Below are 13,426 nucleotides of genomic sequence, written 5' to 3'. Positions count from 1 at the left end.
CGGATGCTGGTCCGGGTTGGTCTGCAACTTGCGTAAACGTGTGTGCGCGTTGTGCGCGTATTGTAGCCAGCGCGTTACAATCGACCGAAACATTCGACGGAATTCCATGGAACTGTCTTTCGTTAAGCTGTTCGCGAAGCGTCCCGCGACGCCCCGCGCCCCTGCCGCCTTCGCGCGTCGCCTCGTTGGCGCCGCAGTTCTCGCCGCCTGGGCGTTGACCACGTCGAGCGCATATGCGCAGGATCCGTCCCCTGACACGGACGACACTTCCGTCACCATGCCGGACGCTTTCGGTCCCCCCTCGCCCGACGAGAAGAAGGATCTGCCGGCCGTTCCGCTGTCGAGCCAGATCGTCTTCCAGGTGCTCGCCGCGGAAATCGCGCTGCAGCGCGACCAGCCTGCCCCCGCCTTTCAAACGTATCTCGCGCTCGCGCGCGACACGCACGACCCGCGCATGGCGCAGCGCGCGACGGAAATCGCGCTCTCGGCGCAAAGCCCGTCCGACGCCCTGAATGCGGTGCAGCTCTGGCAGCAGTACGCGCCCGATTCCGAGCGCGCGGCGCAGCTCGACGCGTCACTCCTCGTGCTCGCGGGCAGGCCCGACGACGCCCAGCCGCTGCTTGCGCGCGAACTCGCGAAGGTACCGGCCGACAGCCGTGGCCAGGCGATCCTCTCACTGCAGCTTCTGCTTTCGCGCGGTCCCAATCGCGTGGGCGGCCTGAATGTGCTCAAAACGCTGCTCAAGGACGACATGAACCGTCCCGAGGCGCAGCTCGCGATCGGCCGCCAGCAACTGCTCGCCGACGACGCACCCGGCGCACGCAAGTCGTTCGAGCAGGCGCTCGCGCTCAAGCCCGACTACCTTCCCGCCGCGCTGATGCTCGCGCAGATGGGGCCGGAGGAGCGCGCCGAAGGCATTGCGTCGATCGAAAAATACGTCCAGCAGAACCCGAAGTCGCGTGAAGGGCGTCTCGCACTCGCGCAGACCTATCTCGCTGCCGACCGCCTCGACGACGCGCAGAAGCAGTTCGAGATTCTGCACAAGGACAACGCGACCGACCTGATGCCGCTCATGGCGCTCGCGCTCATCAGCGTTCAGCAGAAGAAGTTCGACGCCGCGCAGAAGTATCTGACGCAATACGCGCAGGTTGCCGAGAAGAATCCGGCCGCCGACCCAGGTCAGGCCTATATTTACCTCGCGCAACTGTCGGTCGAGCAGAAGGACGACGCCGGCGCACAGAAGTGGCTCGACAAGATCCAGCCCAACAGCCAGCAATATGTGCCGGCCCAGATCACGCGCGCACAGATCCTGGACAAGGAAGGCAAGACCGACGACGCGCGCCGTCAGCTCGCGAGCATTCAGGCCGACGATCCGCGCGACCAGGCGCTGATCGCGCGCACCGACGCCGCGATCCTGTTCGACGCGAAGCGCTACCCGGAAGCCGAAGCACGGCTCGCTAAGGCGACCGCCGACTTCCCGGACGACCCGGACCTCACCTATGACTACGCGATGGCTGCGGAAAAAACCGGCCACTACGACGTCATGGAAGCGCAGCTGCGCAAGCTGATCAAGACGCAGCCCGACAATCCGCAGGCCTACAACGCGCTCGGTTACTCGCTTGCGGACCGCAATCAGCGCCTGCAGGAAGCCGACAAACTGGTGGAAAAAGCCTCGTCGCTCGCACCGGACGACGCGTTCATCATGGACAGTGTGGGCTGGGTCAAATACCGCCTGGGTGACAATGCCGACGCGATCAAGCTCTTGCGCAAGGCCTACAGCCTCCAGCCGAACGCGGAAATAGGCGCGCACCTCGGTGAAGTGCTCTGGAAAAACGGCGACCAGGACGGCGCACGCGCCGCGTGGCGCGAGGCCCGCAAGCTCGAACCCGACAACGACACGCTCCTGAAGACGCTCAAACGCTTCCAGGTCAACGATCTCTGATGGCAGATTTTTTCACTTCGATTTCCCCCAAGGCCCTCACCGTTGCGCGCGCAGCCAGTTTCGTACGGCGCGCGTCGCTCGGCGCAGCGGCGGCCGCGCTCCTCGCGCTGACGGGTTGCGCGACGCAGCAGCCGCCGCGCCAACCTTCCACCTCGAACGCCACGACCTCGCTCAGTACGCAGACGAACCGCGCCTATCATGGCCGCTTCGCCGTTCAATATGTCGATCAGAACGGCCAGCAGCGCAACGCGTACGGCAACTTCGACTGGCACGAGACCGATTCGACGGTGACGCTGCAACTGCTCAATCCGCTCGGCCAGACACTCGCGCTCGTCACTTCCGCGCCGTCGCAAGCCACGCTGGAACTGCCCAACCGCCAGCCGCTCACGGCCGACAACGTGAGCACGCTCATGCAGCAGGCGCTCGGCTTTGCCCTGCCCGTGGAAGGGCTGCGCTACTGGCTGCAGCCTTCGGTCGCGCCCACCTCGCATGCGCGCACTACGCCCGACTCGCAGAATCCGCAGCGGCTTTCGCAGATCGAGCAGGACGGCTGGACCATCGATTATGTCGCCTATGCCGACGCGCCGGCCAATGGCGTGAAACGCGTCAATCTCACGCGCGAAGCACCGCCGCTCCAGATCAAGCTCGTGCTCGACCAGTAAGCGGGCCGGTTGCGGTCTCTCATCAGCAATATCTGGCCGGCACGCGCCGGCCAGAATCCAGGCATCATCCCAAGAGCATCATGATCGAAACCCAGGACTCGCTGCGCGACTGCCTAGCGCCCGCGAAACTCAATCTCTTCCTGCACATCACGGGCCGGCGCCCCAATGGCTATCACGATCTGCAGACCGTGTTCCAGTTGCTCGACTGGGGCGACACGCTGCATTTCACGCGCCGCCACGACGGCCGCATCACGCGCACCGTGGAAGTGGAAGGCGTACCTGCCGAGCACGACCTCACCGTGCGCGCCGCGACGCTGCTCAAGGAACACACGGGCACGAGCGAGGGTGTCGAGATCGATATCGAAAAGCGTCTGCCGATGGGCGCGGGTCTCGGCGGCGGCAGCTCCGACGCGGCCACGACGCTGCTCGCGCTCAACCGCCTCTGGAAGCTCAACCTGCAACGCGAGCAATTGCAGGCGCTCGCACTCGAACTGGGCGCGGACGTGCCCTTCTTCGTGTTCGGGAAAAATGCGTTCGCGGAGGGTGTTGGCGAAGCCCTCGAGGCTGTACAATTGCCCCCGCGTCATTTTTTGGTCGTGACGCCGCGGGTTCATGTTCCTACTGCCGAGATTTTTTCAGAAAAATCGTTGACAAGGGACACAAAGACCTGCACAATTGCAGTCTTTCTTGCACAGCAAGCAACGCAGAACGGATGGCCAGACAGCTTCGGTCATAACGATATGCAAGCGGTTGTCGCAGGAAAATACGCGGAAGTAGCGCAGGTGCTTCGATGGTTTGAGAGTGTCTCGAACAGCATCGCGCCAGCGCGGATGACCGGATCGGGTGCCAGCGTTTTTGCAGCATTCGCCAGTCGGTCCGAAGCAGAATCGGCACAGGCCAGACTGCTTTCGGAACAACCGGACTGGCGAAGCGCGGTAGCCTCGAGTCTGAACAAGCATCCACTCTTCGCTTTCGCGGCATAGTTTTGCATGGTTGATCGTCCTACCGGTCAGTCAGGCTCAAAGTTGAGTGTAGGGGAGTCGCCAAGTTGGTTAAGGCACCGGATTTTGATTCCGGCATGCGAGGGTTCGAGTCCTTCCTCCCCTGCCAAAAATTCCAGGCAGTTCGCTCTGTGGGTTACCCGGAGCAGTTCGCCCAAGTAGTTCCTCTCGCCCCCCAAAGTCCGCAGCAGGTGCATGATGAGCAGCCATGACGGCCTGATGGTTTTTACTGGCAACGCAAATCCCGCGCTTGCCCAGGAAGTCGTCAAGATCCTCGGTATTCCCCTCGGTAAGGCTATGGTTAGCCGATTTTCCGACGGTGAAATCCAGGTCGAAATCCAGGAAAACGTGCGCGGCAAGGACGTCTTCGTCCTTCAGTCGACTTGCGCGCCGACCAACGACAACCTGATGGAACTGATGATCATGGTCGATGCGCTCAAGCGCGCATCCGCAGGCCGGATCACCGCAGCTATTCCCTACTTCGGCTATGCCCGTCAAGACCGCCGCCCCCGTTCGGCGCGCGTCGCCATCTCGGCGAAGGTCGTGGCGAACATGCTGGAAATCGCCGGCGTCGAGCGGATCATCACGATGGATCTGCACGCTGACCAGATTCAGGGCTTCTTCGATATTCCCGTCGACAACATCTACGCGACGCCCGTGTTGCTCGGCGATCTGCGCAAGCAGAATCACGAGAACCTGCTGGTCGTTTCGCCGGACGTCGGCGGCGTGGTGCGTGCCCGTGCGCTCGCCAAGCAACTGAATTGCGATCTCGCCATCATCGACAAGCGTCGTCCGAAGGCGAACGTCGCCGAAGTGATGAACATCATCGGTGAAGTCGAAGGCCGCACCTGCGTGATCATGGACGACATGGTCGACACCGCCGGCACGCTCTGCAAGGCAGCGCAAGTGCTGAAGGAACGCGGCGCGAAGAAGGTGTTCGCTTACGCCACGCACCCGGTTCTCTCGGGTGGCGCAGGCGAGCGCATCGCCGCTTCGGCTCTGGACGAACTCGTCGTGACCGACACGATTCCGCTGGGCGCCGAAGCGCGTTCGTGCGCGAAGATCCGCTCGCTCACGAGCGCAGGACTTCTCGCCGAAACGTTCTCGCGTATCCGTCGCGGCGACTCGGTGATGTCGCTGTTCGCGGAAAGCTAAAAAGAATTGACGCGCAAGGCGCGGTGTTCGCAAGGACGCCGCGCTTTTGCACGTAATCGGCGCGAACGGACGATGGTTCGCGCTGCATCGCTGGGGGCCGGAAGGCAGGCATTCTGCTGAAAAGGCCCCGTTTTACTGCCTGGTCGCGGGCAGTGCAATGGAGAATCAAATGAAAGTCATCGCTTTCGAGCGTAACCTGCAAGGTACGGGTGCGAGCCGCCGCCTGCGCATTGCTGGCAAGACCCCTGGCATCGTTTACGGTGTCGGCGCCGAGCCGCAACTGATCGAAATCGATCACAACGCGCTGTGGCACGCCCTCAAGAAGGAAGCCTTCCACTCGTCGATCCTCGACCTCGAAGTGGCCGGCAAGTCGCAGCAAGTGCTGCTGCGCGACGTGCAATACCACCCGTTCCGTCAGCTCGTGCTGCACGTGGACTTCCAGCGCGTGGATCCGAGCAAGAAGATCCACACGAAGGTGCCCCTGCACTTCATGAACCAGGAAACCAACCCGGCTGTGAAGACGGGTGGCGCGATCATCTCGCACGTTCTGGCTGAAATCGAAATCCAGTGCCTGCCGGGCCAACTGCCGGAATTCCTCGAAGTCGACCTCGCCAAGATCGAAGCCGGTCAATCGCTGCATGCCAAGGACATCACCCTGCCCGCAGGCGTGACGCTGGTTCAGCACGTCGAAGTGGAAAACCCGGTCATCGTGTCGGCACCCGTGCCGGCTGGCGCCCAGGCGGCTGCTGAAGGCGAAGAAGCGCCGGCTGCGGAGTAAGCGCAGCGGCCTCAATGAGCCGATCCTCTCGATCCGTTTCCCTGAAACGGTCGACGTGACCCGCCGCGGTTCGCCCCGGCGGGTTTTTTTTCGCACTTTTTCGTACACTTGCGGGTCAGTTCATCGATTGACGCAGCGGAACACCACAATGATCAGGTTGATCGTCGGGCTCGGCAATCCGGGCGCCGAATACACGGCGACGCGCCACAACGCGGGCTTCTGGCTCGTGGACCAGCTCGCGCGCGAAGCCGGCACGACGCTGCGCGACGAGCGGCGCTTCCACGGCCACTACGCGAAGGCGCGACTCTACGGCGAGGAAGTGCATCTGCTCGAACCGCAGACCTATATGAACCGCTCGGGGCAATCGGTCGTCGCTCTCGCGGCCTTCTTCAAGATCCTGCCCGATGAGATCCTCGTCGCGCACGACGAGCTCGATCTGCCGCCCGGCGCCGTCAAGCTCAAGCTCGGCGGCGGCAGCGGCGGCCACAACGGCCTGAAGGACATATCCGCGCATCTGTCGACGCAGCAGTATTGGCGTTTGCGCATCGGCATCGGCCATCCGCGCGACCTGATCCCCGAAGGCGCGCGCGCCGGTGCAAAGCCCGATGTCGCGAACTTCGTGCTCAAGCCGCCGCGCCGCGAAGAGCAGGAGGTCATCGACGCATCGATCGAACGCGCGCTCGCCGTGATGCCGACGTTCGTGAAGGGCGAGGCCGAACGCGCGGTGATGCAGCTGCATCGCAACGGTTGAAACAAGGAGAGCGTCTTGAGTCGTTACTGGAGTGACATCGTCGACCGGCTCGTGCCCTACGTGCCGGGCGAGCAGCCCGCGCTCGCGAAGCCGGTCAAGCTCAACACCAACGAGAATCCGTATGCGCCCTCCCCGCGTGTGCTCGAGGCGATCCGCCACGAACTGGGCGAGACGGGCGAGTCGCTGCGCCGCTATCCCGACCCCGTCGCGAAGCGTCTGCGCGCCGCCGTGGCCGCGCATCACGGCATCCGCGCGGAGCAGGTGTTCGTCGGCAACGGCTCGGACGAGGTGCTCGCTCACGCCTTCCATGCGCTGCTCAAGCACGACGAGCCGATCCTCTTTCCCGACATCACCTACAGCTTCTACCCGACCTACGCGCGGCTCTACGAGGTCGAGTACCGCACCGTGCCGCTCACGGAACAGTTCACGATTCGCGTCGACGATTACCGCCAGCCCAATGGCGGCGTGATTTTCCCGAATCCGAATGCGCCCACGGGTCACGCGCTGCCGCTCGCGGAAATCGAGCGGCTTGTCGCGGCGAACACGGAATCCGTGGTGGTGATCGACGAAGCGTATGTGGATTTCGGCGCCGAGTCGGCGATTGCGCTGATCGACCGCTATCCGAACCTGCTGGTCGTGCACACAACTTCGAAATCGCGCTCGCTCGCGGGCATGCGCGTGGGCTTCGCGTTCGGCCACCCCGATCTCATCGATGCGCTCAACCGCGTAAAGGACAGCTTCAACTCGTACCCGCTCGACCGCCTGGCACAAGCCGCCGCGACTGCCGCTTACGAAGACGGCGAGTGGCTGAAGACCACGAGCGCGCGCGTGATCGCCAGCCGCGAGCGCCTGACGGCCGCGCTCACGGCGCTCGGCTTCGACGTGGTACCTTCGGCGGCAAATTTCGTGTTCGCGACGCATCCTGCGCACGACGCGGCGGCAATTGCGGCCAAGCTGCGCGAAAAGGAGATCTTCGTGCGCCATTTCAACGCGCCGCGCGTGAACCAGCATCTGCGTATCTCGATCGGCACGGATCTCGAGTGCGACACGCTCATCGACGTATTGAAGGCCATCGTCGCGTAAGAAGACGGCAGGATGAAATAAAAAACGCGCCAGTTGGCGCGTTTTTTATTTTCCGCAGAATTACGCGATTCAGGCGTTGTTCTTGGCGGCCGTCAGCGCGTGGTACTTCTGCATCAACTGCTCGGGCGACTCGACATGCTCCGGATTCTTGGGAATGCACTCCACCGGGCACACCTGGATGCACTGCGGCTCATCGAAATGGCCGACACATTCGGTGCACTTCTTCGGGTCGATCACATAGATTTCCGGGCCCATCGAGATCGCGTCGTTCGGGCACTCGGGCTCGCACACGTCGCAATTGATGCACTCGTCGGTAATCATCAGGGCCATGCTGTTCTCACTTCCCGCCGGCGCGAAGGCCGGCTCACACGTTGCTTAGCCCGACAGTTTACGCTGCTTTGGCCGGGCGTTCACACCTTCGTAACCGGGGCGCCCATCGAGGCCACCTTGTCCTGCAAGCGCTTTTCCACGGACGGAAACACGAACTTGCTCACGTCGCCGCCCAACTGGGCGATTTCGCGCACAATCGTGCCCGAAATGAACTGATACTGGTCCGATGGCGTCATGAACATCGTCTCGACGTCGGGCAGCAGGTAACGGTTCATGCCCGCCATCTGAAATTCGTACTCGAAGTCCGACACCGCGCGCAGGCCGCGCACGATCACGCGTGCGTTGTTGGTGCGCACGAAGTCCTTCAGGAGCCCCTTGAAGCTCATGACCTGCACGTTCGGATAGTGGCCGAGCACCTCGTGGGCAATCTCGAGCCGCTCGTCGAGCGAGAAGAAAGGCTTCTTGTTGCGGCTGTCCGCAACGCCGACTACCAGCGTGTCGAAAATGCTCGACGCGCGCCGCACGAGATCTTCGTGGCCGCGCGTGAGCGGGTCGAAGGTACCGGGGTACACGGCGACTACCATGAGGCTTCTCCTCTCAACAGAAATGGGGCGCAATGCAGTGCCGTGGCGACGCATGCGCACGTGCGTGCGTGACGGCCAGGCCGCCCGCCGCTTCTTATCGAACGCGCATTATTCCTCATTTTCGCGCTGCAGCAAATGATAGTGAACGGCGCCGGCCCGGCCCTCGCGCACCACGCTCCAGCCCGCCAGCACGGGCCGCGCAGCTGGATCGATACGCTCACCTGACTCCACGTAAAGCCAGCCGTCCGGGGCGACGAGCGGCGCAGCCAGTTCGAGTGAGCGCTCGAGCAGCGCGGTGTCGCCGAACGGGGGATCGAGGAACACCACATCGAACGAGCCTGGCGCGAGATTGGCCGCGAGACGCAGTGCGTCGGCTTCTGCGATTTCGATCATGCGCGCGCCAAGCCGCGCCTGGTTCGAGCGCAGTTGCGCGGCGGCGCGCGCGCTGCGCTCCACCATCACGACGCGCGCGGCGCCCCGCGAGGCCGCCTCGAAGCCGAGGCCGCCGCTGCCCGCGAAAAGGTCGAGGCAACGCAGACCGTCGAGACGCTGGCCAAGCCAGTTGAAGACCGTCTCGCGCACGCGATCGGGGGTCGGACGCAAACCGTCGAGGTCGAGCACCGGCAGCGGCGTGCGCTTCCAGTCGCCGCCGATGATGCGGATCGTGTGCGCACCGCCGCCGCCACGTGCGCGGGGATCGGGCTGATGGGTGCGGCCGCCTTGGCCACGTGAAGGTGAGGAACGGGTCATGCGTTGGGTCGTACCGCTGCGTGCATTTGACCGCTGGCAGTCAACTTGCCGGCGGAACTCGACTGTGGGGTTCGACGCTTTCGCATCGCGCCCTCCAATGCGCGCACGTTACCACAGGGGCGCGCAGGTGCCGCGTGCGCGCCGCAACGCTCCCACCGCGATGCCGCAGCGACTCAAGCTAACGCGCCTGATAAAATGCCATGTTTTCCGCGCGTTACCTCTTCCATGCCGTCGCTGACCGCCCCTCGGTCCGACCCGCAGCGCGCCTGACCCACCCCAGACCATGTTCAGTTTCTTCAAACGATTCCGCGGCTCGAAGGACGCCGAGAACGCGCCGGCCGAGAATGCGCAGGACGAAGCCGCCCTCGAGGCGCCGGACGAGGCCGTTGATGAGGCCGTTGATAAGGCCGCCAGCGCGCCGCACCAAACGTCGCCCGCGCCCTCCGCTCCACCGGCCGTGACCGCTCCGGTCGAGCCGCAGCAAGCCGTCGACAATGACGACGAACCGGAAACCGTCGAGATTGTCCCGCCACCCGCGCTCGAGCCCGAAGCCAGGCAATCGTGGCTCAAGCGCCTGAGGTCGGGGCTCTCGAAAACCGGCTCGAACATCCAGAGCATCTTCGTCAACGCGAAGATCGACGACGATCTCTACGAAGAGCTCGAAACCGCGCTGCTGATGTCGGATGCGGGCGTCGACGCGACCGAATATCTGCTCGAAACGCTGCGCCAGAAGGTACGCGCCGAGCGCCTGACCGACGCACAGCAGGTGAAGAACGCCCTGCGCGAACTGCTCATCGGCCTGCTCAAGCCGCTCGAGAAGTCGCTCATGCTCGGCCGTGCACAGCCGCTCGTGATGATGATCGCGGGCGTGAACGGCGCCGGCAAGACCACCAGCATCGGCAAGCTCGCCAAGCATCTGCAAAGCTTCGACCAGAGCGTGCTGCTCGCCGCCGGCGACACGTTCCGCGCCGCCGCGCGCGAACAGCTCGCCATCTGGGGCCAGCGCAACAACGTGACGGTCGTGCAGCAGGAAAGCGGCGACCCGGCAGCGGTGATCTTCGACGCCGTGAGCGCCGCGCGCGCGCGCCGCATCGACGTGGTGATGGCCGACACCGCTGGCCGCCTGCCCACGCAATTGCATCTGATGGACGAGCTGAAGAAAGTCAAGCGCGTGATCGGCAAGGCGTTCGACGGCGCACCGCACGAGGTGGTGCTCGTGATCGACGCGAACACGGGCCAGAACGCGCTCGCACAGGTCAAGGCCTTCGACGACGCGCTCGGCCTCACCGGCCTCATCGTCACGAAGCTCGACGGCACCGCCAAGGGCGGCATCCTCGCCGCAATCGCGCGGCAACGCCCGATCCCCGTGTATTTCATCGGCGTGGGCGAAAAGGTCGAAGATCTGCAGCCGTTCGTGGCCGAAGAATTCGCCGACGCGCTGCTTGGCAGCTGATAGCGCGCGATTACCCGGCTTTGAATGTACGAAGGGCGTCGTTCTCACGAACGACGCCCTTTTTCATTGTCGCGGCCAGTGCAAACCGGTCATGCGCTCATTCCGTGTCCGGCTGCACGCCCGGCGCGGCGCGCGCGAACGCGTCGAGCGTGAGCGCGTAGTCGTTGATGCGCTGAATGGTCGGGTAACGCGTCGTGTCGATCTTGAAGCGGTTCGCGTTGTAGACCTGCGGCACGATGCAAAGATCGGCGACGGTCGGCGTGTCGCCGAAAGCGAGCTTGCCGGTGCGCGGATCGCTGGCGAGCCGCTGTTCGAGCGTCGCGAAGCCCGCCTCGATCCAGTGGCGGTACCACGCGTCTTTCGTCGCGTCGTCGGCGCCCACGGTGTGCTTGAGGTACTTGAGCACGCGCAGGTTGTCCACCGGATGAATCTCGCACGCCACCTGCAGCGCGAGCGAGCGTACATGGGCGCGATCGATGGGCGACCTCGGCAGCAGCGGCGGCTCGGGATGCGTCTCTTCCAGATATTCGATGATCGCGAGCGACTGCTGAAGCGTGTGCCCTTCGTCGTCGACGAACGACGGCACGATCGCATCGGGATTCACCTGGCGATAGGCGGGCTTGAGCTGCTCGCCGCCGTCGCGCACGAGGTGAACCGGGACGTACTCGTACGACAGGTTCTTCAGATTCAGCGCAATTCGCACCCGATACGATGCCGAACTGCGGAAATAGCTGTAAAGCTTCATGCTCCTCTCTTGCTCCTCTTGAATCGTGCTGCGGCGCGCGCCGCTCAGACGACCCGCACGGCGAATTCGCCGATTCCTGCCACACCGCCCGTCATCAGATCGCCCTTGACCACGGCGCCCACGCCTTCGGGCGTGCCCGTGTAGATCAGGTCGCCGGCCTTGAGTTCGAACAGCGTCGAAAGGAACGCGATCGTGTCGGCAACCGGCCAGATCATCTGCGAGATATCCGAGCGCTGTTTCTCCTCGCCGTTGACTGCGAGCCAGATTTCGCCCTTCTCGAGCTGGCCGATCTTCGAAACCGGATGGATCGGGCCGATCGGCGCCGAATGGTCGAAGCCCTTGGCCGTATCCCACGGACGCCCGAGCTTCTTCGCCTCGCCCTGCAAGTCGCGGCGTGTCATATCGAGGCCGAGCGCGTAGCCAAACACGTGGTCGAGCGCGCTCGCGACCGGAATGTCCTTGCCGCCTTTGCCGATTGCCGCGACGAGTTCCATCTCGAAGTGCACGTTCTGCGATTGTGCGGGGTACGGAAATTCGGCGGTCGAGCCCGGTGCAACGTAGAGCACGGCGTCGGCGGGCTTGGAGAAGAAGAACGGCGGTTCACGGTTCGGATCGTGGCCCATCTCGCGCGCATGCGCTTCGTAGTTGCGGCCAACGCAATAGATGCGCCGCACCGGGAAACGCGTATCGGTGCCTGCCACCGGCACCGAGGCGAGTGCCGCCGGTTCGAATACGTACGTCATGGAGTTCTCCGTCTTTGTGATGGCGCGTGCACGAAGCACGCGTGCCTGTCGATCGCGCGGCTTGCGCCGTCAGAACAATCGCGAGTGTAACGCGCGGCGGTGGGCGTGCGCGGCGGCGTCTTCACGCGGCCGGCCGGGCGCGGCCGGCGATGCGTGCCGGCGAGGCACCGCGTGCTCGTGCGATACTTCCCGCATCCCCATTTCAATACGACGGCGGCCCTCGGCACGCCGAACGAATCGCGCCCATGACCACCGCCGACTCCACCGACATCTTCCCGTGCGCCCGCTTCATCAAGGAGATCGGCCGCGGACCGCACGGCGCTCGCTCGCTCTCGTCCGAAGACACGCACGCCCTTTACGCCGCCATGCTCGACGGTCGCGTGCCCGAGCTGGAGCTAGGCGCGGTGCTGCTCGCCTACCGCCTCAAGGGCGAAACCGCGGATGAGCTGGCCGCCATGCTCTGCGCGGCGCACGCCTCGTTCGCGCCGCTCGCGGTGCCGCGAGGCGACTATCGGCCTGTGTCGATCCCAAGCTACAACGGCGCGCGCAAGCAGCCGAATCTCGTGCCGCTGCTCGCCTTGCTGCTCGCGCGCGAAGGTGTGCCGACGCTCGTGCACGGCGTCGTGACCGATCCGGGTCGTGTCACGAGCGCGGAAATCTTCGCGGCGCTGAATCGTCCCGAAGCACGCGATCACGCCGAAATCGAGGCGCAACTGGCGTCGGGCCGCGTGGCGTTTTCGTCGATCGACACGCTCGCGCCCAAACTCGCGCGCCTGCTCTCGATGCGCCGGCGCATGGGCGTGCGCAACTCCACGCATACGCTCGTGAAGCTGCTGCAGCCGTTCGCGGAGCCGGGCCTGCGTCTCGTGAACTACACGCACCCGCCGTACCGCGAAAGCCTCAGCGCCCTCTTCGCGGCGCATCCGGAAGCGGCGGTGGGCGGCGCGTTGCTCGCGCGCGGCACTGAGGGCGAAGCCGTCGCCGATACCCGCCGCCAGGTGCAGGTCGACTGGCTGCACGACGGCATCTGCGAAACGCTGGTCGAACCGGAGCGCTCGTCGCCCGGCGCGCCCGAAATCGATCTCCCCGAAGGCCGCGATGCACCGACTACAGCCGCCTGGATCGACGCCGTGCAGCGCGGCGAAGCGCCGGTGCCGGATGCGCTCTCGCGCCAGATCGAGACGATCAAACGCATCGCGAAGCGCTGACGATCGAACCCGAAAACCCGGCGCTCAAGCCGCCGAGGGCCGCGCGGGGCGGGCGACGCGCGTGGTCCGCCGCAAGCGTATCGGCGCGCTTCATCGGCCATCTTCACGCATCTTCACGCGCCCAACCAGCAAATTCGCTGTTGACACGCGCAGCCGCCCTGATTTACATTGGACGAATGCGTTCCTACCCGAACACCCTCCGAATTACCTTCGGCCGACTATCGGCCCTATCGCTACGCCT

The 13,426-nt window shown here is 64.4% G+C and carries 14 protein-coding genes and 1 tRNA gene; 10 read left to right on the top strand and 5 right to left on the bottom strand.

Annotation, left to right across the window (positions count from 1 at the left end; genetic code table 11):
* Positions 1–106: 106 nt before the first annotated feature.
* From AB4Y36_RS09095 to hisC, 8 genes are all read left to right on the top strand, one after another.
* Positions 107–1,942: a tetratricopeptide repeat protein gene (locus AB4Y36_RS09095; RefSeq protein ID WP_368605855.1), complete on the top strand. Its 1,836-nt coding sequence runs from the start codon at positions 107–109 to the stop codon at positions 1,940–1,942.
* Positions 1,942–2,604, top strand: coding sequence for a lipoprotein insertase outer membrane protein LolB (gene lolB, locus AB4Y36_RS09090; RefSeq protein ID WP_368618124.1), 663 nt, complete (start codon positions 1,942–1,944; stop codon positions 2,602–2,604). Before AB4Y36_RS09095 ends, lolB begins: the two co-directional genes overlap by 1 nt.
* Before the next feature lie 80 nt (positions 2,605–2,684).
* Entirely contained in the window at positions 2,685–3,587 is a 903-nt protein-coding gene (gene ispE, locus AB4Y36_RS09085; protein WP_368682781.1) for a 4-(cytidine 5'-diphospho)-2-C-methyl-D-erythritol kinase, read from the top strand.
* A gap of 50 nt (positions 3,588–3,637) precedes the next feature.
* A tRNA-Gln gene (locus AB4Y36_RS09080) sits at positions 3,638–3,714 on the top strand.
* Positions 3,715–3,803: 89 nt separating this feature from the next.
* The gene (locus tag AB4Y36_RS09075) at positions 3,804–4,760 is read left to right on the top strand and encodes a ribose-phosphate pyrophosphokinase (RefSeq protein ID WP_069265235.1); all 957 of its coding nucleotides are present in this window, start codon (positions 3,804–3,806) and stop codon (positions 4,758–4,760) included.
* Between the two features lie 169 nt (positions 4,761–4,929).
* A complete protein-coding gene (locus tag AB4Y36_RS09070; RefSeq protein WP_069264876.1) occupies positions 4,930–5,538 on the top strand; it encodes a 50S ribosomal protein L25/general stress protein Ctc in 609 nt (202 codons plus the stop codon).
* A 148-nt stretch (positions 5,539–5,686) separates the two neighbouring features.
* Complete coding sequence (gene pth / locus AB4Y36_RS09065; protein WP_342949522.1) at positions 5,687–6,289, top strand: aminoacyl-tRNA hydrolase; 603 nt, start codon at positions 5,687–5,689, stop codon at positions 6,287–6,289.
* 15 nt (positions 6,290–6,304) lie between these two features.
* Positions 6,305–7,372, top strand: coding sequence for a histidinol-phosphate transaminase (gene hisC / locus AB4Y36_RS09060; RefSeq protein WP_368682780.1), 1,068 nt, complete (start codon positions 6,305–6,307; stop codon positions 7,370–7,372).
* A 69-nt stretch (positions 7,373–7,441) separates the two neighbouring features.
* Here the strand turns inward: hisC and AB4Y36_RS09055 are convergent, their stop codons facing one another.
* The 3 genes from AB4Y36_RS09055 to rsmD form a co-directional block, all read right to left on the bottom strand.
* Positions 7,442–7,702 (bottom strand): YfhL family 4Fe-4S dicluster ferredoxin, encoded by a 261-nt coding sequence (locus AB4Y36_RS09055; RefSeq protein WP_069264882.1) that lies wholly within the window; start codon positions 7,700–7,702, stop codon positions 7,442–7,444.
* 80 nt (positions 7,703–7,782) lie between these two features.
* Positions 7,783–8,286, bottom strand: a complete 504-nt coding sequence (gene coaD / locus AB4Y36_RS09050; RefSeq protein ID WP_069264884.1) for a pantetheine-phosphate adenylyltransferase — start codon at positions 8,284–8,286, stop codon at positions 7,783–7,785.
* A gap of 108 nt (positions 8,287–8,394) precedes the next feature.
* Positions 8,395–9,036: a 16S rRNA (guanine(966)-N(2))-methyltransferase RsmD gene (gene rsmD, locus AB4Y36_RS09045; RefSeq protein ID WP_069264887.1), complete on the bottom strand. Its 642-nt coding sequence runs from the start codon at positions 9,034–9,036 to the stop codon at positions 8,395–8,397.
* Between the two features lie 283 nt (positions 9,037–9,319).
* On the opposite strand from rsmD, the gene ftsY reads away from it, so the two are divergent.
* Entirely contained in the window at positions 9,320–10,489 is a 1,170-nt protein-coding gene (ftsY, locus tag AB4Y36_RS09040; protein WP_368682779.1) for a signal recognition particle-docking protein FtsY, read from the top strand.
* 97 nt (positions 10,490–10,586) lie between these two features.
* Here the strand turns inward: ftsY and maiA are convergent, their stop codons facing one another.
* Both maiA and AB4Y36_RS09030 read right to left on the bottom strand, forming a co-directional pair.
* A complete protein-coding gene (gene maiA / locus AB4Y36_RS09035) occupies positions 10,587–11,234 on the bottom strand; it encodes a maleylacetoacetate isomerase (protein WP_368618119.1) in 648 nt (215 codons plus the stop codon).
* Positions 11,235–11,278: 44 nt separating this feature from the next.
* On the bottom strand, positions 11,279–11,977 hold the full coding sequence (locus AB4Y36_RS09030; RefSeq protein ID WP_342949527.1) for a fumarylacetoacetate hydrolase family protein: 699 nt from the start codon (positions 11,975–11,977) through the stop codon (positions 11,279–11,281).
* A 245-nt stretch (positions 11,978–12,222) separates the two neighbouring features.
* Here AB4Y36_RS09030 and ybiB point away from each other — a divergent pair, with 245 nt between their 5' ends.
* Entirely contained in the window at positions 12,223–13,185 is a 963-nt protein-coding gene (ybiB, locus tag AB4Y36_RS09025) for a DNA-binding protein YbiB (protein ID WP_069264898.1), read from the top strand.
* The last annotated feature ends 241 nt before the right edge of the window (positions 13,186–13,426 follow it).

The organism is Paraburkholderia sp. BR10936 (assembly GCF_040965735.1).
Classification (GTDB): Bacteria; Pseudomonadota; Gammaproteobacteria; order Burkholderiales; family Burkholderiaceae; genus Paraburkholderia; species Paraburkholderia nodosa_A.
The sequence above is the reverse complement of the archived record's forward strand: the minus strand, read 5'-3'. Positions and strand labels throughout refer to the sequence as shown.